Origin of the sequence: Pseudaminobacter soli (ex Li et al. 2025) (assembly GCF_029892515.1) — a bacterium.
In the GTDB taxonomy this organism is placed as follows: Bacteria; Pseudomonadota; Alphaproteobacteria; order Rhizobiales; family Rhizobiaceae; genus Pseudaminobacter; species Pseudaminobacter soli_A.
Genome location: NZ_JARXVF010000008.1, coordinates 142640 through 162120, shown reverse-complemented (window position 1 = coordinate 162120; position 19481 = coordinate 142640). Strand labels below are relative to the sequence as shown.

Below are 19481 nucleotides of genomic sequence, written 5' to 3'. Positions count from 1 at the left end.
GCTACTGCCCCAACCTTTCGAGCAGGGCGGGCACGTGCACCTGGTCGGATTTGTAGTTGCCAGTCAGCATGTACATGACGATGTTGACGCCGGCGCGAAAGGCAAGCAGGCGCTGCGTCGGGTCGGACGGCACGGTGGGGAACATCGGATTGCCGCTGCCGTCGACGGCCCAGGCGCCGGCGAAGTCATTGGCGGTGATCATGATCGGGGTCACGCCGTCGCCGGTGCGCACGGGGCGATGCTCGGCATTGTTCGCCTCAAGCGACGCCTCGACCCAGAGCGGGCTGCCGTTGAAGCGGCCGGGAAACTCCGGAAGGATGTAGAAGGATTTCGTCAGCACGTGGTCTGCCGGCACAGGCTCCAGCGGGGGCACGTTGAGATTGGCCAGGATGTCGCGCAGCCGGCCGGTGGCCGGGCTGGCCGATTCCCCGCCGATGCCGTTGGCATACTGGTCGCGCGTGTCGAACAGCACCGTGCCGCCCTGCTGCATATAGGCGTCGATGCGGGCGATGGCCTCCTGCGAGGGCATGGCCGCCTTGGGATCGATCGGCCAATAGATGATCGGGTAGAAGGCGAGTTCGTCATGGACGATGTCGACGCCGGCCGGGTCGCCCGGCTCGAGCGCGGTCTTGTCGATGAGGAAGCGCGTCAGGCCTTCGAGGCCGGCGCGGCTGATGTCGTCGACCGAGGAGTCGCCGGTGATCACGTAAGCCAGCCGGGTCTTCGACACTGCCTGGACGGCGGCTTCGTCGCCCGGCTTGGAATCGTCGGCATGCGCAGCATGCGGAGCAAGCGCAAAGAAGAGCGCGCCCGCAGCCAGCAGCACGGCAGCAGTGCCGGCACCGCGCGCAGCAGTGCGGCCGCGGCGGCCGGCGAACATGCCGCCCAGCCAGAACACGGCCAGCGTGTCGAGCAGCATGAGGATGGCTGCGGCGGCCACGAGCGGGCCCTTCAGGTCGCGGGATTCATCGAAGGCATAGCGCATCTCGGTGACGGGCGCCGCGATCTGAGGGCGCGCTAGCGGGGCGAGCGTGGCGTCGGCCGGGAGCAGATTATGCGCCACCACGCCTTCCTCGCTGCCATAGAGGCCGGGCGGGTTTTCGATGGTCACCGCCGGGCCGCGACCGACCGTCAACGGCCGCGCCTCGGCGGGCGGCGGCACCAGCGTGCCGTTGGCCGCGATCATGCGATAGGGCGCCAGCGAGGCCACCTGGCCTTCGCCGTTGGCGGCGACTGCACCTTGGTTTCGCGACATCTGCACCAGGCGCCGCAGCATTTCCACGAAGCTGCCGGAGATCGGCAGGTTGGACCAAGTCGCCTGCGGCGCGGTGTGGAAGAGCACGAGCGTGCCTTTTTCGCGCTTTGCGCCAGTGACCAGCGGCGTGCCGTCGGCGAGGTTTGCCCAGGTGCGGTCGACGATGTCGGCCGAAGGCTCGGCCAGTACCTGTCGGCTGACAGTAACCTCCGAGGGCGGGGCGAGATCGGAGAACGGGCCGGTCTTGGGGAATTCGGTGACCGGCTGCGGCTCGGTCCAGGACAGCGCGCCGCCCAGCGAGCGTTCGCCGGTGCGGAGGCGGACGGGCAGAAGCTCGTCGTCATTGCCGGCGGCAGCGAGGCGCGAGCCGGCGAAGCGCACCAGCATGCCGCCATTGTTCACCCACTCCACCAGCTTCTGGTGGGCGGGCTCGGGAATGTTGCCGATATCGGCCATGACGATCATGGCCGGCTTCTGTTCCAGAAGCTGCGGGATGGCATCGGCGAGGTCGCGGCTCTGGGGCTCGACCAGATCGGCGAAAGGCTGCAGCGCCCGGCGGATATAATAGAGGGGCGACAGCAGCGGCTGCGCCTGGTCGGCCTCGGATTGCGAGATCAGCCCGACGCGGCGGCGCTTGGCGCTTTCGTCCAGCACGCGCACGGCGCCGGCGTGATTTTCGCCGTCGATCGACATGGCGGCAAAATCGTTGCGCAGCTCGAAGGGAACCTTCATCAGCCCCGCGCCCTTGGTCTCGCCCATGCCGAAGGTGATGGTCGCGTCGGCGATGCGGCGGCCCTTGTCGTCATAGGCGCCGGCGCTGATCTGGCGCGGCGCGGCATCGCTGGACGGGCGGACCGCGGTGAGCGCAAAGCCTTCGATCTGGTTCTCGGTGCTGGTCAGCCCCACGGTCGCCAGCCTGTCGGGAACTGCCCAGATCACGCTCGACGGACCTTTGCCTAGGAGCGTCTTGAAGGCGGCGTCGTCGCCTGGTGCTGCAAGGCCGTCGGCCAGCACGGCAACGCTTGCGCCGGGCATGGTGTCGAGTGCTGCGGAGACGCGGGCATAGACGCCCGGGCGGTCAGTCGGGATCGGTCGCGGATGGGTAGCGCGCAGCTTGTCGCGCGCGGCCTCGGGCGAGAAGGGGCCGATGTCGGCATTCGGCTTTTCGGCAGTGAACGCCAGCAGGATCGGCACGCCGCCGACCGCGGCATCGTCGATCAGCCGCTCGGCGGTGGCAACGCGGCGGTCCCAATCGGGCGAGGCGGCCCAGCCGTTGTCGATGACGAGCGCCAGCGCGCTGCCGGCGGTGGGCAGTTTTTCGCGCGGATTGAAGATGGGTTCGGCGAGCGCCATGACGACGAGCGCGGCCATCAGGAGCCTCAGCAGCGTCAGCCACCACGGGCTTTGCCGGGGCGTTTCCTCGCGCTTCAGCACGCGGGCCAGGATCTTCAGCGGCGGAAAGATCTCCGTCTGCGGCTTGGGCGGGGTGAGCCTCAGCAGCCACCAGATGACCGGCAGCGCCAGAAGGCCCCACAGGATCGCGGGGAAGCCGAAGGAGAGCGGCAGCCAACTCATGCGCGCACTCCCGTGGCGTAGCCACTATCGGCGCTCATGGCCATGTGCACCTGCACCAGCGCCTCGGAGGCGAGGCGGTCGGTGTGGTTGACGGTGTAGCTCCAGCCGAGCCGCTTGCACCAGGCCGCGAGCTCTTCGCGGCGGGCGATGTAGAGCCGGCGATATTCTTCGCTCAGCTGCTCGGCGCGGCCGGCGGTGATCTTGTCGCCGGTCTCAGGATCGCTGAACTCGGTGCGCCCGGAATAGGGGAAGGTTTCCTCCGCCGGATCGGCAACCTCGATGAGATGCGCACGGGCGCCGCGCCGCGCGAGAACATCAAGCCAAGCCATTGTTTCCTCGACGGGATCGAGGAAGTCGCTGGTAATGACGATGTCGGAAAAGCGGCGCACGGCGGTGAGATCGGGTTTGTGCGGCAGCGGACCGGCATGAGACAGGTGGGTGGCGAGCCGCTCGGCGCCGTTGCGCGCGGTGAAGGGATCGGTGAGGCCCGGCCAGGCGATGCGCTCGCCGCCGCGCGACAAAAGCTCGGCCAGCGCCAGGGTCAGCACCAGCGCGCGCGATTCCTTGGAAACGTTTGCGGTCCGCGACTTGTAGAGCATGGAGGCGGACGGGTCGGCCCACAGCCAGACGGTGTGGGCGGCCTCCCATTCGCGGTCGCGCACATAGATATGGTCGTCGCGGGCGGAGCGTCGCCAGTCGATGCTGGCCATGGTCTCGCCCTCGACATAGGGGCGGAACTGCCAGAAATTCTCGCCGATGCCGCGCTTGCGGCGGCCATGCCAGCCGCTGATGACGGTGTTGACCACGCGGCGCGCCTCGATCAGCAGGTCGGGCACCAGAAAGGCACGCTGCCTTGCGCGGGCAAGGGCGTCCTTGGTGCCGACAGGAGGCGACGCCTCGCCAATGCGTGCCATCAGATTCCCTTCACCAGCCGCGCCACCACGTCGCGCACGCTCATGCCTTCGGCGCGGGCGGCGAAGGTGAGCGCCATGCGGTGCTGCAGAACCGGCTCTGCCAATGCCTTGATGTCGTCGATCGACGGCGCGAGCCGGCCGTCATAGAGCGCGCGGGCGCGGGCGCAGAGCGTCAGCGCCTGGCTGGCGCGCGGGCCGGGGCCCCAGGCGACATGCTTGTCGGTGTCGGCATTGCCCTGACCCGGACGGGCCGAGCGGACTAGCGACAGGATCGCCTCGACCACGCTTTCGGGCACCGGCATGCGACGGATGAGCCGCTGGATTTCCTTCAGGCGCTCAGGCGTCAGGACATTGGCGGCCTTGGCCTCCTCGACGCCGGTGGTTTCGAGCAGGATGCGGCGCTCGGCCTCGATGTCCGGGTAGAGGATGTCGATCTGCATCAGGAAGCGGTCGAGCTGGGCTTCGGGCAGCGGGTAGGTGCCTTCCTGCTCCAGCGGGTTCTGGGTGGCCAGGACGTGGAAGGGGGCGGGCAGGTCATGGCGCGCGCCGGCGACGGTGACGTGATACTCCTGCATCGACTGCAGAAGCGCCGACTGCGTGCGCGGGCTCGCGCGATTGATCTCGTCGGCCATCAAAAGCTGGGCGAAGATGGGGCCGGGAATGAAACGGAAGGAGCGCCTGCCGTTCTCGTCCTGCTCCATCACTTCGGAGCCGAGGATGTCTGACGGCATCAGGTCGGGCGTGAACTGGACGCGGCGCGAATCCATGCCGAGCACGATGCCTAGCGTCTCGACCAGCTTGGTCTTGGCAAGGCCCGGAACGCCAACCAGAAGCGCGTGCCCACCGGCCAAAAGCGCCACCAGCGTGCGCTCGATGACGCTCTCCTGGCCGTAGATGACCCGGCCGATGCCGTCGCGAACCCGGGCAATGTCGCCAAGCGCCTTCTCGGCATCCGCGATCATTTCCTTCTCGCCGATCGAGGGGTCCTTGATCACTACGCTCATACCGCTTCGATCCTCGCTTCTGGGCGAATATGTAACCATTTCTGGCCGTTACGATTCGCTTCTTTCCAGTCCAATCAAGTGAACTTAAATCACTGAACTAGGCTGACAAGCGCAACAACAGTGACTATTTCGTGACGATGACCCATGACAGCCAAGATCAACGAGAGAGCCTGACAGCAGTGGGCGACGCCGCCGGACTGCAAGCACTTATTTCGCGCGCCGCCCGCGCGGGACAAGGCCTGCCGCCCGTCGAACGCTGGAACCCGGACTTCTGCGGCGACCTCGACATGGAGATCCGGCAGGACGGAACCTGGTTCTATCTCGGCACCCCGATCGGCCGCATGCCGCTGGTGCAGCTGTTCTCCACGGTGCTGCGCAAGGACGCGGACGGCAAGACCTACCTTGTGACGCCGGTGGAGAAGGTGGGCATCCGCGTGGTGGATGCGCCTTTCGTGGCCGTCGAGATGACGGTGACGGGCTCGGGCGACGAGCAGGTAATTACCTTCCGCACCAATGTGGGCGATGTTGTGGAGGCGGGCCCGGAGCGGCCGATGCGCTTCGTGGACGAGGACGAGACCGGCGGGCTGAAACCCTACGTGCTGGTGCGCGGCCGGCTCGAAGCGCTGGTGGCGCGGCCGGTGATGTACGAGCTGGTCGAATATGGCGAAGAGGTCGAGATCGACGGCGAGCAGATGTTTGCCGTGCGCTCGAAGGGGGCCGTGTTTCCAATCATGCCGCTGGAGAAGCTGCAGCGGCTGAGTGCCTGAGCCATGGACAAGGTTGCCGCATCGCATTTTTCCGCACGCGACTTTCGCGAGCGTGTGGTGCGCCTGCATCCGGAAGATGCCAGGCACGACTATGGCGACCATTATTTCAATCCCGGCTTCGGGGACCTGATCAAGCGAGACAATCTCCGCGCGGCCGCCGTGCTGATCCCGGTGGTGGATCACGGCGATGAGGCTAGCGTCATCCTGACCAAGCGGGCCGAGAAGCTGCGCAGCCATTCCGGCCAGGTGGCCTTTCCGGGCGGGCGCATCGACGCCACCGACCCGACACCGGAATTTGCCGCGCTACGCGAGGCTCAGGAGGAAATCGGGCTCGACGCCGGCCACATCGAGGTCATCGGGCGCATGCCGGACTATGTGTCGGGCAGCGGCTATCGCATCGCGCCGGTGCTCGGCATCGTGCAGCCGGGCTTTCACCTGAAGCTCAATGCGCATGAGGTGGACGTGGCCTTCGAGGTGCCGCTGCGCTTCCTGATGGACCCGGCCAATCATCATCAGAACAGCCGCGTCTGGGACGACCGCAAATGGGTCTATTACGACATGCCCTATGGCGGCCAGCGCATTTGGGGCGTCACGGCCGGCATCATCCGGACCCTCTATGAAAGGTTTTATACATGAGCGGCAGCGCGACGATCGCCGGCAAGGCGGACTGGCTGGACGACGCGAAGCTGCAGGCGCTGCTTGCGGCCCTGAACGCGGATGGCGAGCAGGCGCGCATCGCCGGCGGTGCGGTGCGCAACGCGCTTCTGGGGCAGCCGGTTTCGGACGTCGACATCGCGACCACGACCAATCCGGACGAAACCATGCGCCGCGCCAAGGCGGCCGGCTTCAAGGCCATTCCGACCGGGGCCGAGCATGGCACCATCACCGTGGTGGCGGGCGGGCGGCCGTTCGAGGTGACGACGCTGCGCGCCGACATCGAAACCGACGGACGCCGCGCCAAGGTGCATTTCGGCCGCGACTGGAAGCTTGACGCCGAACGGCGCGACTTCACCATCAACGCGCTCTACGCCGAGGCGGACGGGCATGTGGTCGATCTGGTCGGTGGCCTTGCCGACCTCGAAAACCGGACATTGCGCTTCATCGGCGACGCGGAAACGCGCATCCGCGAGGATTTTCTGCGCATCCTGCGCTTCTTCCGGTTCTTTGCCTGGTATGGCGCGGGGCGGCCGGACGCTGAGGGGCTGAAGGCCTGCGCGCGGCTGAAGGAGGGGCTCGACGGGCTGTCGGCCGAACGGGTGTGGAGCGAGCTCAAGAAGCTGCTGTCTGCGCCCGATCCCTCGCGTGCGCTTCTGTGGATGCGGCAGGCCGGGGTGCTGACGCGCATCCTGCCGGAAAGCGAGAAGTGGGGCATCGACGCCATTCATGCGCTGGTGGCCACCGAGGCGTCACTCGGCTGGCCGGCCGATCCAATGCTGCGGCTGGAAGCCATCGTGCCACCGGACGCGGTGCGCATGGCCGCGATGGCGGAGCGGCTGCGGATGTCGCGCGCTGAGGCCAATCGGCTGGCGGAGTGGGCGCGCTCGGACACGCCGGCGCCGACGCTGACCGAAGGCGCCTTTGCAAAAGTGCTCTATCGCGGCGATCCCGGCGGCATTGCCGACCGGCTGAAGCTGGCGCTGGCTTCTGCCCGGAGCAAGGCGGTGCAGGACGACAAGGCGATGATGGAAGCGGGCGGCTATTCGCGCCTTCTCGGCTTTGCCGCGAAATGGCAGCGGCCGGAATTTCCAATTAATGGCAAAGACCTTGCGGCGCTTGGCGTCGGCAAGGGGCCGAAGGTGGGCGAGATGCTACGTGGGCTCGAAAATGCCTGGATCGATTCAGGTTTTTCCCTCGAACGCGGCGCGCTGCTCGAACGCGCCGCCGATAGCCTCAAGACGGTTGATTGAGATTTTGGGCGGCACTTAGCTCTCAGGCGGCGTCGCGAACCTTTTCGATCCGCGAGCGGATCGCCTCGATCATCGTTTCGCGGATGATCGTCTCGCCATGGGTTTCGCGCATGTGCTCGACCGCGCGGCGGATGATTTCCGCCTCCTCTTGGTGGCGGGTGTGCCAGTCACAGCCGGGGACGAGTGAGCCGCATTGAAACTCTTTCATGGCTTTTCTCCCTTTGTTTTCATTGCGTAATCTGCCTGTTTCGTCCCGTTTCGATGATCATTGAGATCAAGCGGGACATTCGTCCCGCCCTTTGGGGGCTTCTTAGGCATTGCCCAAGGATTGCCCTCCAGGCTCCCGCCGTCAACTGGTTCCGATCGCCGGCCTTGTCGAGCCGCAACCGCCAGTCGAGCGATGCACAAGATCATGATAGCATGCCGCCCGTTAGCACATGTTCCGGGAGGAAACGATGCGTGCTCTAAGTATTGCCGTCACATTGCTTTTGATCTCAGGCTCCGCAAACGCCGCCAATAACAAGCAGCAGTTCTGGAACCTGACCGAAAACACCGTCACGGAGTTTTACCTGGCGCCGGCCGGAACCGAAAGCTGGGGCAAGAACCAGACGAAGAACGACCCCGATGGCTCGGTCGACCACGATGAAAGGTTGCTCATCCGCGACACGCCGGCCGGCAATTATGATGCCAAGCTCACGGACAAGACCGGTCGGACCTGTGTGGTGAAGAACGTGGAGGTCAAGGAGAAGGGCGTATTCTCGATTGAGGAGAAGCAGCTGACTGGCTGCACGAAGTGAGGGGCGCAGGCACGCTGAGGTAGGTAGCCGTCGACCACGGTGAAACCGTGGTTGGGATCGTCGGCGGGCTCTTGGCGCCGTCGATATCGGCGCGCTCTGGATTGGCTTCCCCGAAAGTACTCCGAAGAAAGCCTGTCGCATTTTTATTGATTTCTGATAGACGGGCGCTATTGCGGCTCGCAGGATTATTCCGCTGGCTTGGAAATATTAGCAACACGTTTTGGATGCGAAGATGATGGGCGGTGCTGTTTCGTCGACGGAAAGTCAATCTCACTCGTCCCAGAAGACAATCAAAGCATTCATCATCTATTTGAAGCGGGCAGAGAACCGGCGTGAACAGGTAAGTCGCCTGGTTGCCGAACTTCCGGTCGAAGCGGAAATCATAGACGCCGTGGATAGTCTCGCCTTGTCGAAGCCTGAGATCGACCGCGTCTATCGCCGCCAATTGCACCGGCCGCGCTACCCGTTTGCATTGAGCACCAACGAGATCGCCTGTTTCCTTTCACATCGGAAGGCCTGGCAGGCCATCGTAACCCAGAACCTCGATGCAGGCCTCGTCATCGAGGATGATGTCGCTTTGAACGCCGGCTTTGGTGCCGCTTTTGCGACGGCCTGCTCGCATCTGAAATCTGGCGACTTCATCCGTTTGCCTTTTCGCGCAGATCGTGAAACAGGGGCGGAAGTCTTTGCCGGAAATGGTGTTCGTACCGATCCTTCTCTATCACCAGATCGATATTCCGCCTGTCCGGCGGGTGCCGTTTCGCAGCATGATCGTTCATCCCGACGCGTTCCGCCGGCAAATGAACTGGCTGAAGCGGCTTGGCTACCAGGGCTTATCGCTGCGCGAGGCGATGCCCTATATCCGAGGCGAAAAGACCGGCAAAGTGGCCGCAATCACCTTCGACGACGGCTTTCTCAACGTCTACGAAAAAGCTCTGCTCGTGCTGCAAGCGCATGGCTTCACGGCGACCAATTTCTTCGTCGCCAATCAGGTTGGCGGGCAAAATGCCTGGGATATTCCGTTCGGCGGGGTGCAGGCTCCCTGCATGTCGGTTGCCCAGATGCGGGAATGGGCGGCACTCGGGCATGAAGTCGGCTCGCATACACTCGACCATGTGCATCTGCCGCAAGTGCCCTGGGAGGAAGCAAGAAAGCAGATCGCGCTATCGCGTGAGATACTGCAGGACATGATTGGCGAAGCGGTGACCTCGTTTTGCTATCCTTATGGCGACGAGAATGGAGATATGCGCAAGCTCGCGCGCGATGCGGCCTATGATTACGCCACGACAACCGCGCGGCGGCGCGCCCGCAAGGAGGACGACTCCTTTGGCCTGCCGCGCCTGACGATCCGGCGCAACGACACTTGGCTGCATTTTCTCAGGAAGTGCCTCACTAGATGAGCCTCGCTTTCCATTTTCCCCGACCGACCTTCTGAGGCATTGCCGAGACGGGTTGCGCGTTCGGGCGCGTGGAACCTTAGGTGCAAACGGTTGTTGTTTGGCCACCTGTCAACCAGGAAAAGGAACGTGTCATGGCAAAGCACCCGGCATCAGAGCATCATCACAACGCCGCGGCCCACCATGCCGCGGCTGCTCATCATCACCGCAGCGCTGCGCATGAACATGAACAGGGACGCCACGACGAGGCCAAAAAGCACTCATCGGCCGCCGTCGAACACAGCGAACATGCCCACCGTCACACGACCGAAGCTCATAAGCATTCCGGCAAGTGAGGCTTAGCGGTTGATCAGGCCCGCTCCGGTGCCCCGGCGCGGGCCTTTCTATTCGTTCGGACGTGCGAAGCAGCCGTCGGCCCAGATGAGGCTGCCTGTGGGCGTCCGTCCACTCGATTCTTGAGGGCGCTCGTCAGTTCAAAGACACGGCGCTCGCACGTGCCAGCCAATCGCCGACGACCTTGACATCTTCGTCGCCGAGACCGTGGTCGGCCTTGATCGTGCGCACTTCCAGGCGTGCGCCGTGATCGCGCAGCATGGCTTCGAGCGCCGGCGCGAGAGGCGCGTAGGTCTGGTCGGCCCCCCCTGCCACCACGAGGAAGCGCGTGCCCGACAGGCTGACCTCAGGCACTTTGTCCAGCACCGACATCGGCCGCAGCAGGATCGCACGTTCGATCAGGCCCGGATGGAGCACCGAAAGCGCGGCCAGCAGATTGGCGCCGTTCGAGTAGCCCAGGAAGGTGGTGTGATCGAGGTCGAGCTTCTTCACCTTCACCATGCCGGCGAGGAAATTGGCGAATGCGTTGGCTTCGCCGCGGATGTCGTTCTGGTCGAACTGGGTAGGGGTGATGCGCTTGTACCAGCGCTTCTTGCCGTCCTGCACGACGCGGCCGCGCACGCCCATCAGCACTGCGCGCGGCGCCATGCGCGAGGCAAGAGACATCAATGTCGTCTCGTCGCCGCCCGAGCCGTGCAGCAGCACCAGCGTTTCGGCCGAGGGATTTTCCGGCCGCTTGACGAGCACGGTGAAATCCTTGGCGTGGATGATCGAGCTGGCGCCGACCTCGGCGGGGAGGGCACCAGTTGCCGGAGCCTGCGGCGCGGGGCTCGCATTGGCCGTATCAGGCTGGGCGGCGGGGGCAGCCGCCTTCGCATCGGCCGAAAGGTCCGGACAGCCGGAGGCGCTGGCGGGGGGGGCGACCAGTTTTTCCTTGTTCGTGCTCGAAGCAGCCATCCTTGCCTGCGATCCGTTACGTTCGCAGTCAGATAGGTCGCGCGCGCTGGCGACGCCAGCCACGCCAAGGGCGAGCAGAAGGGACAGGGTGCCGATAAACGTTTTCTTTGCCATGCCTGGACACTGTCAGCGAAAAGTTAACCAACATTCTAGGGTGCGTTTGGCCGCCGGAAACGGACAACCATCGGCCGACGGTCAGTCGAGCCGAGAAAACCGATTATCTGCCGTTCAAAGCAAGCCGATGACAGCAGGCTGACGAAACGGCAAGTTTCAATCACAATGTGTTTCAATCCGTCATCGGGCAACAGGAGATGCCCGACAACTTGTCATCAATTCGGGAACTGAGCGACGCGTGGTTGGCCGTTTACGGCCACTTCACCGCCGGCGGCATGCTCGACAGGATCGAGTTGACGTTGCCGCCGGTCTTCAGGCCGAAGATCGTGCCGCGGTCGTAGAGCAGGTTGAACTCGACATAGCGGCCACGGCGGATGAGCTGCTCGTCGCGGTCGGCGTCGGACCAGGCGGTGTTGAAGTTGCGGCGCACCAGATGCGGGTAGACGACGAGGAAGGAGCGGCCGACATCCTGCGTGAAGCGGAAATCGGCGTCCCAGCCGCCCTTTTCCTCGGGCGAGTGCAGCCAGTCATAGAAGATGCCGCCGATGCCGCGCGCCTCGTTGCGGTGCGGGAGATAAAAATACTCGTCGCACCAGGCCTTGTACTTGGCGTAGTCGGCCACGGCCGGATGCTTGCCGCAGGTGAATTCCATCGTCTTGTGGAAGGCCATCGTATCGGGGTCTTCGTGCGTGCGGCGCCGGTCGAGCACAGGTGTAAGGTCGGCGCCGCCGCCGAACCACTGGCGCGAGGTCACCACCATGCGCGTGTTCATGTGCACGGCTGGAACGTTCGGGTTCCAGGGGTGCGCAATCAGCGAGATGCCGCTTGCCCAGAAGCGCGGGTCTTCCTCGGCGCCGGGCATCTGCTTGCGGAACTCAGGCGAGAATTCGCCGTAAACGGTGGAGGTGTGCACGCCGACCTTCTCGAAGACGCGGCCATGCATCATCGACATGATGCCGCCGCCGCCCTTGCCTTCGTCGCGCTGCCAGGGGGTCCGCTCGAAACGGCCCGCCGCGCGGTCGGTCTGCGGTCCGGTTACCTCGTCCTCGAGCTGTTCGAAGGCGGCGCGGATGCGGTCACGCAGTTCCTCGAACCACTGACGAGCCGTTTCCTTCTTGTCCTCGATGTCGGCCGGCAAGCCGACTGGGATTTCGGGGCGTTCCATACCAACTCCACTTGATCAGGGATGCCTGAGTTCCATAGGGACGGGCGCATCCACAAATGACTCGTATTTTTTCACCGCGATCCCTAATCTCTTGGTGATCTGGGTCAAGGAGTTCCTCGTGAGTACCCCGACAAGACCGCCACTGGATGGTCTGAAGAAGAGGCTCGAAGAGAGCCGGGCGGCGCGTGCGCGCATGCCGCGCGACGGTTTCCTGCGCGAAACCTACGTGCTGCCGCGATCCGATGCGCGCGCCAAGGCGAAGGAGTGGTTCGACCGCTGGCCGAAGCAGGCCTATTGGACGAGCATCGAGAGCTGGTTCGAACGCCCCGGCGACGTCATCGAATTCACCATCCGGCGCCTGCCTACGTCCGACTAGGCGGCGCTGCCTTTCCTGCTGTTTCGACCAGCAGACGCCTGGGGCCGGGGCCCTCGGCGGCGAGACGGTCATGCGCATTGTGCAGCGGGCAGTGCTCCAGCGACATGCAACCGCAGCCGATGCAGCCGGTGAGGCCGTCGCGCAGCTTCTGCATCTGCAGGATACGCCGGTCGAGATCGGACGCCCAGCCTTCCGACAGCACCCGCCAGTCCTCGCGCGTCGGCGTACGGCCGTCCGGCAGCGAGGCGAGGGCGGCTGCAATGTCGGCAAGCGAAAGGCCGATTTCCTGCGCAACACGGATGACGGCGACGCGCCTGAGCACGTCGCGGCTGTAGCGCCGCTGATTTCCGGCGGTGCGGTGGCTCCGGATCAGGCCCTTGCTTTCATAGAAATGCAGCGCGGAAACCGCCACGCCGCTGCGGCTTGCCACTTCGCCGACCGTAAATTCCCTGACCATAACGAATTCCAGCTTGACCTAAAGTTAAGTTGAGGTTGTAGCAGGTCATCCTTCGGCACGCAAATCGAAGGATGGATGGATGTTCATGAGACTGGCAATCGCGGGATGGCTGACGCGGCGCGGACGGCGCGTTGGGCGGTTTGCGGTGGTTTTGGGTCAAGATGCTCGCACGTTGAATCACAACAGCGCTGTAAGCTTTTGTTTTTGCCGCATGATCTTGTCCGAAAAGTCTGCAGCTTTTCGGGATCATTCTCCGGGCGTGGTGGACCTGTCAGCCGAGCTGCCGCATCGCTTCGCTGGCGGCGATCGCCGCGCTCAGGGCAAGGTTCAGGCTGCGGCCGCCGCCGCGCATGGGAATGAGAAGCCGTTCGTCGGCGCGGTCGTGCACATGGTCGGGTACGCCCGCAGATTCGCGGCCAAACAATATTACGTCGCCGTCGGCGTAGTGGAATTCGGTGTAGGACAGGGTGGCCTTGGTGCTGAACAGGACAAGCCTGCGGCCTTCGGAAATCCGCCAGGCATCGAAGGCCGCGAAATCGACATGGCGCTTAAGGGCGGCCATTTCGAGATAGTCCATCCCGGCCCGGCGCAAATTGCGGTCGGAGAGGTCGAAGCCGGCTGGCTCGATGATGTCGACGGCAAGGCCGAAGCAGGCAGCCATGCGCAATATCGTGCCAGTATTGCCGGCGATGTCGGGCTGGTAGAGCGCGATGCGGATGCCTTGGGTCAATATTCGTCTCCGCTAATCTGTTGCCTGATGGCAACGATTGCCCTGTTGTGGCGAGAAAGTTTCCGGCCGGCATGGCTTTTCGAGCCGTTTGGGTCTATAGAGCCCGCATTGTCAACTCGAACCGAAGGAGGAAAGCATGGCTGTACGTATGTTTTGGCTCCACCGAGGCCGTAAGGCCTGACGGCGGTTTCGGTTCGACGCTTTTTACTTCCTGACATTTCCAAACAGCATCGTCTCGATTTCCGCCGGAACAGTTTCTCCGTTCCCGAAGGAATTTTGCGATGTTTTTTCCGTTTGCCAAGGGGCCCGATGCCCCGTCTGACCTGCCTTCCAATCCGGGCCGCCGCGCTGCCGGCGGCTTGAGCCGCAGCGAGCGAAAGCTGGCCGCCTGGGCGCTGGCCATGGGTGCGCGCGTGCCGCTCGAGCACCCATATGAAGGACACCGGCGGCGCGGCGGCCTGCCCGATATCGACCCCTGGGACGCCGGTCCTGATCCGGGCTATCGCTCGCCGCTACGGCGACTGATCGACTGGCTTGGCGAAATCGTCCGTCGCGATGTGCCCATGAAAGCTCCTGTCGCGACCATGTCAGGAGCGATGTGCGAGAGGGTCGGCGCGGCCGACCCGATATCCTACATTGGCGCGGCCGACTCTGCTGCGAAAGGCGGAGCCGGCGAGGCCGGTGAAATTACGACCGAAGATGCATGCGAGCGCCCGCTGAAGCGCGCCGCATGACATGATTTGAAGAGAATGAAGATGTTTCGCTGGTTTGAACAAAGACTGGATCCGTTTCCCGCGGACAAACCCATCGAGCCGCCGCGGACGCTGGTCGCGTTCTGTTGGCATTTCACGAAGCCCGCCTGGCCGTTCGTGCTGATCGCGGCGATTACCATGGCGCTGATCGCCATCATGGAAGTCTGGATGTTCGGCTTCCTCGGCAACATCGTCGATTGGCTGTCGGCGCATGATCGGGCCACGTTCCTTCAGACGGAGTGGTGGAAGCTTGCGGGCATGGTGCTGGTCGTCGGCGTCGCCTTGCCGCTGACGGTGTCGCTGTCGTCCTTCAATACGTACCAGACGCTGTTCGGCAACTATCCGATGCGCATCCGCTGGCAGGTGCATCGCTACCTGCTGAACCAGTCGATGGCCTTCTACCAGGACGAGTTCGCAGGCCGCATCGCCGCCAAGCTGATGCAAACGGCGCTGGCGGTACGCGAGACGGTCATCAAGTTCGTCGAGGTGCTGAACTATGTGATCGTCTATTTCCTGGGCGTGCTGGTCATCGTCGGCTCGGCCGACTGGCGGCTGACGGCGCCGCTGCTGGTGTGGCTGGTCTGCTATCTCCTTGCGCTGCGGTTCTTCGTGCCGCGGCTCGGCAAGGTCGGAGCGGCGCAGGCCGATGCCCGCTCGCTGATGACCGGGCGGATCGTCGACAGCTACACCAACATCCAGACGGTGAAGCTCTTTTCCCATGCACAGCGGGAGGCCACCTATGCGCGCGAGGGCATGAGCGATTTCATGCGAACCGCCTACGCGCAAGGGCGTCTCGTGACGCAGTTCTACATGGTCGTCTACGGCCTCAACTCGCTGCTGCTGATTTCGGTCGGCGCGCTGTCGATCAGCCTGTGGCTGGACGAGATCGTCACGGTTGGCGCAGTCGCAGTGGCCATCGGCCTGGTGCTCCGGCTCTGGGGCATGTCGCAGTGGATCATGTGGGAGGTCTCCGGCCTGTTCGAGAACATCGGCACGGTGCAGGACGGCATCACGTCGATCTCGCTGCCGCGGCTGGTCGAGGACAAGCCCAATGCGCCCGAGCTCTCGGTCCGCAAGGGCGAGATCGAGTTCGACAAGATCGGCTTCCACTACGGCCAGGGCAAGGGCGTCATCGAGAACCTGTCGCTGACCATCAAGCCCGGCGAAAAGGTCGGCCTGGTCGGTCGCTCGGGTGCGGGCAAGTCGACGCTGGTCAACCTGCTGCTGCGCTTCTACGACCTCGAAAGCGGCCGCATCGCCGTCGACGGGCAGGACATCTCGGCGGTGGCGCAGGATTCGCTCCGCGCGCAGATCGGCATGGTCACGCAGGATACCTCGCTGCTGCATCGTTCGGTCAGCGAGAACATCCTCTACGGCCGTCCCGATGCCGGCGACGAGGCCATGGCGGAAGCAGCACGCCGCGCCTCGGCGAGCGAGTTCATCGCGACGCTGGCCGACGCCAAGGGCCGCAAGGGCTATGAGGCGCATGTCGGCGAGCGTGGCGTGAAGCTTTCTGGCGGTCAGCGCCAGCGCATCGCGATCGCCCGTGTCATGCTGAAGGACGCGCCGATCCTGATCCTGGACGAGGCCACCTCGGCGCTCGACTCCGAGGTCGAGGCGGCGATCCAGGAAAACCTCTATCGGCTGATGGAGGGCAAGACGGTGATCGCGATCGCGCACCGGCTGTCCACCATCGCGGCGATGGACCGGCTGATCGTCATGGACAAGGGCCGGATCGTCGAGCAGGGCTCGCACGAGGAACTTGTCGCGCACGGCGGACTTTACGCTCAGTTGTGGATGCGCCAGTCCGGCGGCTTCCTGCCGCATGAGGTGGAAGCCACGCCGGTCGAAAAGGAAATCGCCGCCGAATGAGGATGCGGATTTCCGGGCCGGAAAAGGTGGCCGTCATTCCGCCGATGTTTTGCGGTTTCGAGAACCTATATTGGTGGGGCGCCACGGCGGTGCCCCACCGCCCGACCTAAAGAGGGGCGGACGCCAAGACCGGGTTGATGAAGGAGAAAGGCTTGCTGGAGAGGATGTGGCGGAAGGTCGAAGGCTGGATCGACCCGTTCCATGACACCGACCGCGAGGTCCTGCCAAGCAACGCCTGGCGGTTCATCCTCTATTTTGCCATGCAGGCGAAGGGGCCGTTCCTCCTGCTGCTCGTCGTCGGCGGACTGGCCGGCGCGGTCGATGCAGCCCTTTACTGGTCTGTCGGCTGGCTGATCGACCTGCTCGATAGGTCCTCGCCGCAGACCCTCATCGCCGATCACTGGCCGCAGCTGGCAGCACTTCTGGCGCTGCTTCTTGTGGTGCGCACGGCGGTGATGGTGGCTTCGGCAGTGGCCGAGCAGCAGGTCATCGTGCCGGGCTTCTTTTCCATGGTGCGCTGGCAGGCGTTCCGCCGCGTGATCGAACAGCCCTACGGCTTCTACCAGAACGACTTTGCCGGGCGCATCGCCACCAAGATCATGCAGGGTGGCGAGTCTGTCGGCGACTTCATCGTCAACGTGCTGCAGACCATGTGGTCGTTCCTGACCTTCGTGGTGCTGGCCGCCACGATCCTGATGGCGCTCGATCCATGGATGGGCGTGGTGGTGGCAGTGTGGTTCGTCGGCTATGTGATGATCATCCGCTTCCTGCTGCCTGAGATGCGCAAGTCCGGCCGAGCGGCCGCCGACCAGCGCTCCATCTTCAATGGCCGCATGGTCGACGCCTTCACCAACATCATCGCCGTAAAACTTTATGACAGCGGCAGTCGCGAGCACGCCTTCGTGCGCGAGGGCATGGTGGGGCTCTACGACTCCGTCATCCGGCTGACGCGGGCAATCACCACGGTGCGTACTGCGGTGGCCTTCACCAACGGCCTGATGATGGCTTCGATCGCAGCCCTCTGCATCGCCAAATGGACCGGCGGCGGAATCACCTCGGGCGCCATTGCGTCTGCGCTCGGGCTGGTCTTCCGGCTCAACCAGATGTCGGGCTGGATGATGTTCAACATCAACGGGCTGATCCGCTCCTATTCGACGATCCAGGATGCCACCGGCACGCTCTCGGTGCCGCCGGCGATTCGTGATGCGCCCGATGCCACTGTGATACCGCGCGCGATGGGCGACATCCGCTTCGAGAACGTCTCCTTCCACTATGGCGCGGGCAGCGGCATCATCGACGACCTCAGCCTGCATATCCGGCCGGGCGAGCGCGTCGCGCTGATCGGCCCGTCCGGCGCGGGCAAGACCACCATCGTCAACCTGCTGCTGCGCCTGTTCGACGTCGAGAAGGGGCGGATACTCGTCGACGGCCACGATGTGCGCGAGGTGACGCAGGCCTCGCTGCGCGCGCAGTTCGGCGTGGTCAGCCAGGAGGCGATGCTGATGCACCGCTCGATCCGCGACAATATCGGCTATGGCCGCGAGGGCGCGACGCAGGCCGAGATTGAGGATGCGGCCGAGCGGGCGGCGGCGCATGATTTCATTCTCGGCGTTTCCGATCCAAAGGATCGGCAGGGCTATGACGCCCATGTCGGCGAGCGCGGCGTGAAGCTGTCGGGCGGACAGCGGCAGCGCGTGGCAATCGCGCGCATGATGCTGAAGGATGCTCCGATCCTGATCCTCGACGAGGCGACCTCGGCCCTCGACTCGGAGGTCGAGGCGGCGATCCAGGAGAACCTGTACCGAATGATGGAGGGCAAGACGGTGATCGCCGTCGCGCACCGGCTTTCCACCATCGCAGCGCTCGACCGGCTGATCGTCATCGACGGCGGCAGAATCGTCGAGGAAGGCACGCATGAGGAGCTGATCGCTCGCGACGGCCTCTATGCGCAGCTCTGGAAGCGTCAGTCCGGCGGGTTCCTCGCCGAACGGCTGGCGGCCGAATAGGAGGGCGCGATGTCTCTCAGACCTCCCAGCCAACGCGGTCCCGGCAAGCAGAACGGGGTGGATGTGCTTGGGCACGAACTCGCCGAGGAAATGGCGGTCTCGCTCGGCAGGGCAGGGCGGCGCGCCGAACAGGCGGTTGTCCGCCTGCGCGATCATAATGGCCCGGCCGAGGAGCGGGTCGTGCTCCTCAAGGCGGCGGCCGAATCGGTGCATGCCTATTTCATCCAGCGCGAGCTTTGCGGCCTGCGCCGGCATGACGACGTGATCCGCGACTACGCCATCCCGCGCGAGGTTCTGGTGCGGCTGGGGGCGATGTGAGGCTTGGCCCACAATTTGGCCTTTTGAAGTGGCCTGTGCCTAACCCGCGACAATCTGCCCTGCCTCTGTCTTGCCGTCTGGACAAGCGTGTTCTTCACGCATAAACCGATCCCGAATGCCGGAGGATTGCGTCAGCCTGTTCCGCTATGCGGGCCGGGCTATCGACAAATTGAGCGGGGGCTCTACCGCCGGCGAGGGTAAGGCGAAAGGATCATATTCCCGTGAGCGCAAACGATACGATCGACCCAACCCGTCGTGACTTTCTCTTTGTGGCGACCGGCACGGCCGGAGTCGTGGGCGCGGCGGCAATCGCCTGGCCCTTCATCGACCAGATGCGCCCCGATGCATCGACGCTTGCAGCGTCGTCCATCGAGGTCGACGTGTCATCGCTGACGCCGGGTATGTCTCTGACGGTCAAGTGGCGGGGCAAGCCGGTTTTCATCCGCAACCGCACGCCGGAAGAGGTGAAGGCCGCGCAGGAAGTGGCGCTGGATCAGCTTAAGGATCCGGTGGCACGCAATGCCAACCTTCCCAGCGACGCGCAGGCGACCGACGCCGACCGCTCGGCTGGCAAGGAGAAGGAAAACTGGCTCGTCATGGTTGGCGTCTGCACCCATCTGGGTTGCGTGCCGCTCGGCCACCAGGGTGATTTCGGTGGCTGGTTCTGCCCGTGCCACGGTTCGCACTACGATACGGCCGGCCGTATCCGCAAAGGCCCGGCGCCGCAGAACATGGCTGTGCCGGTATTTTCGTTCATTTCCGACACCACCATCCGGATCGGCTGA

20 protein-coding genes and 1 pseudogene are annotated in these 19481 nt (G+C 64.3%); 13 read left to right on the top strand and 8 right to left on the bottom strand.

Features of this window, described 5'->3' with window-relative positions:
• Window position 1: 1 nt before the first annotated feature.
• The 3 genes from M2281_RS25280 to M2281_RS25270 are packed head-to-tail and all read right to left on the bottom strand — an operon-like array spanning window position 2 to window position 4748.
• Entirely contained in the window at window positions 2-2830 is a 2829-nt protein-coding gene (locus M2281_RS25280; protein ID WP_280823962.1) for a DUF4159 domain-containing protein, read from the bottom strand.
• Window positions 2827-3744 (bottom strand): DUF58 domain-containing protein, encoded by a 918-nt coding sequence (locus M2281_RS25275; protein WP_280823961.1) that lies wholly within the window; start codon window positions 3742-3744, stop codon window positions 2827-2829. Before M2281_RS25275 ends, M2281_RS25280 begins: the two co-directional genes overlap by 4 nt.
• The gene (locus M2281_RS25270; protein ID WP_280823960.1) at window positions 3744-4748 is read right to left on the bottom strand and encodes an AAA family ATPase; all 1005 of its coding nucleotides are present in this window, start codon (window positions 4746-4748) and stop codon (window positions 3744-3746) included. The genes M2281_RS25275 and M2281_RS25270 overlap by 1 nt, the downstream gene beginning before the upstream one ends.
• Before the next feature lie 137 nt (window positions 4749-4885).
• On the opposite strand from M2281_RS25270, the gene M2281_RS25265 reads away from it, so the two are divergent.
• From M2281_RS25265 to M2281_RS25255, 3 genes are read left to right on the top strand one after another with little or no spacing between them, the layout of a single operon-like run.
• Window positions 4886-5515, top strand: a complete 630-nt coding sequence (locus M2281_RS25265) for a DUF1285 domain-containing protein (protein ID WP_280823983.1) — start codon at window positions 4886-4888, stop codon at window positions 5513-5515.
• A 3-nt stretch (window positions 5516-5518) separates the two neighbouring features.
• Window positions 5519-6151 (top strand): CoA pyrophosphatase, encoded by a 633-nt coding sequence (locus M2281_RS25260; protein ID WP_280823959.1) that lies wholly within the window; start codon window positions 5519-5521, stop codon window positions 6149-6151.
• On the top strand, window positions 6148-7422 hold the full coding sequence (locus M2281_RS25255) for a CCA tRNA nucleotidyltransferase (protein WP_280823958.1): 1275 nt from the start codon (window positions 6148-6150) through the stop codon (window positions 7420-7422). Before M2281_RS25260 ends, M2281_RS25255 begins: the two co-directional genes overlap by 4 nt.
• 22 nt (window positions 7423-7444) lie before the next feature.
• Here the strand turns inward: M2281_RS25255 and M2281_RS25250 are convergent, their stop codons facing one another.
• Entirely contained in the window at window positions 7445-7630 is a 186-nt protein-coding gene (locus M2281_RS25250) for a DUF1059 domain-containing protein (protein WP_106725759.1), read from the bottom strand.
• A 247-nt stretch (window positions 7631-7877) separates the two neighbouring features.
• On the opposite strand from M2281_RS25250, the gene M2281_RS25245 reads away from it, so the two are divergent.
• From M2281_RS25245 to M2281_RS25230, 4 genes and pseudogenes are all read left to right on the top strand, one after another.
• Window positions 7878-8219, top strand: coding sequence for a hypothetical protein (locus M2281_RS25245; protein WP_280823957.1), 342 nt, complete (start codon window positions 7878-7880; stop codon window positions 8217-8219).
• Window positions 8220-8454: 235 nt separating this feature from the next.
• Window positions 8455-8925 (top strand): annotated as a pseudogene (locus M2281_RS25240) (glycosyltransferase family 25 protein); the annotation flags it as partial.
• On the top strand, window positions 8918-9619 hold the full coding sequence (locus M2281_RS25235; protein WP_280823982.1) for a polysaccharide deacetylase family protein: 702 nt from the start codon (window positions 8918-8920) through the stop codon (window positions 9617-9619). The pseudogene M2281_RS25240 and the gene M2281_RS25235, both read left to right, overlap by 8 nt.
• A gap of 131 nt (window positions 9620-9750) precedes the next feature.
• Window positions 9751-9951: a hypothetical protein gene (locus M2281_RS25230; RefSeq protein WP_280823956.1), complete on the top strand. Its 201-nt coding sequence runs from the start codon at window positions 9751-9753 to the stop codon at window positions 9949-9951.
• A gap of 133 nt (window positions 9952-10084) precedes the next feature.
• On the opposite strand, the gene M2281_RS25225 is transcribed toward M2281_RS25230, so the two are convergent.
• Both M2281_RS25225 and hemF read right to left on the bottom strand, forming a co-directional pair.
• Window positions 10085-11020, bottom strand: a complete 936-nt coding sequence (locus tag M2281_RS25225) for an alpha/beta hydrolase (RefSeq protein ID WP_280823955.1) — start codon at window positions 11018-11020, stop codon at window positions 10085-10087.
• Window positions 11021-11270: 250 nt separating this feature from the next.
• A complete protein-coding gene (gene hemF, locus M2281_RS25220; RefSeq protein ID WP_280823954.1) occupies window positions 11271-12185 on the bottom strand; it encodes an oxygen-dependent coproporphyrinogen oxidase in 915 nt (304 codons plus the stop codon).
• Between the two features lie 118 nt (window positions 12186-12303).
• On the opposite strand from hemF, the gene M2281_RS25215 reads away from it, so the two are divergent.
• Window positions 12304-12561 carry a hypothetical protein gene (locus M2281_RS25215; protein ID WP_280823953.1) on the top strand — a complete coding sequence of 86 codons (258 nt, stop codon included), beginning with the start codon at window positions 12304-12306 and terminating at the stop codon, window positions 12559-12561.
• Here M2281_RS25215 and soxR read toward each other — a convergent pair.
• Together soxR and M2281_RS25205 are read right to left on the bottom strand one after the other, a co-directional pair.
• Window positions 12548-13018 carry a redox-sensitive transcriptional activator SoxR gene (soxR, locus tag M2281_RS25210; RefSeq protein WP_280823952.1) on the bottom strand — a complete coding sequence of 157 codons (471 nt, stop codon included), beginning with the start codon at window positions 13016-13018 and terminating at the stop codon, window positions 12548-12550. The genes M2281_RS25215 and soxR overlap by 14 nt on opposite strands.
• Before the next feature lie 271 nt (window positions 13019-13289).
• Window positions 13290-13748 carry a tRNA (cytidine(34)-2'-O)-methyltransferase gene (locus M2281_RS25205; RefSeq protein ID WP_280823951.1) on the bottom strand — a complete coding sequence of 153 codons (459 nt, stop codon included), beginning with the start codon at window positions 13746-13748 and terminating at the stop codon, window positions 13290-13292.
• 281 nt (window positions 13749-14029) lie between these two features.
• Between M2281_RS25205 and M2281_RS25200 the strand changes: the two genes are divergently transcribed.
• The 5 genes from M2281_RS25200 (at window position 14030) to petA (ending at window position 19481) form a co-directional block, all read left to right on the top strand.
• The gene (locus M2281_RS25200; RefSeq protein WP_280823950.1) at window positions 14030-14482 is read left to right on the top strand and encodes a hypothetical protein; all 453 of its coding nucleotides are present in this window, start codon (window positions 14030-14032) and stop codon (window positions 14480-14482) included.
• Between the two features lie 15 nt (window positions 14483-14497).
• A complete protein-coding gene (locus M2281_RS25195; RefSeq protein ID WP_280823949.1) occupies window positions 14498-16372 on the top strand; it encodes an ABC transporter ATP-binding protein in 1875 nt (624 codons plus the stop codon).
• Window positions 16373-16509: 137 nt separating this feature from the next.
• Window positions 16510-18378, top strand: a complete 1869-nt coding sequence (locus M2281_RS25190; RefSeq protein ID WP_280823948.1) for an ABC transporter ATP-binding protein — start codon at window positions 16510-16512, stop codon at window positions 18376-18378.
• Between the two features lie 9 nt (window positions 18379-18387).
• Window positions 18388-18696, top strand: coding sequence for a DUF6665 family protein (locus tag M2281_RS25185; protein ID WP_280823947.1), 309 nt, complete (start codon window positions 18388-18390; stop codon window positions 18694-18696).
• 221 nt (window positions 18697-18917) lie between these two features.
• Window positions 18918-19481, top strand: a complete 564-nt coding sequence (gene petA / locus M2281_RS25180; protein WP_280823946.1) for a ubiquinol-cytochrome c reductase iron-sulfur subunit — start codon at window positions 18918-18920, stop codon at window positions 19479-19481.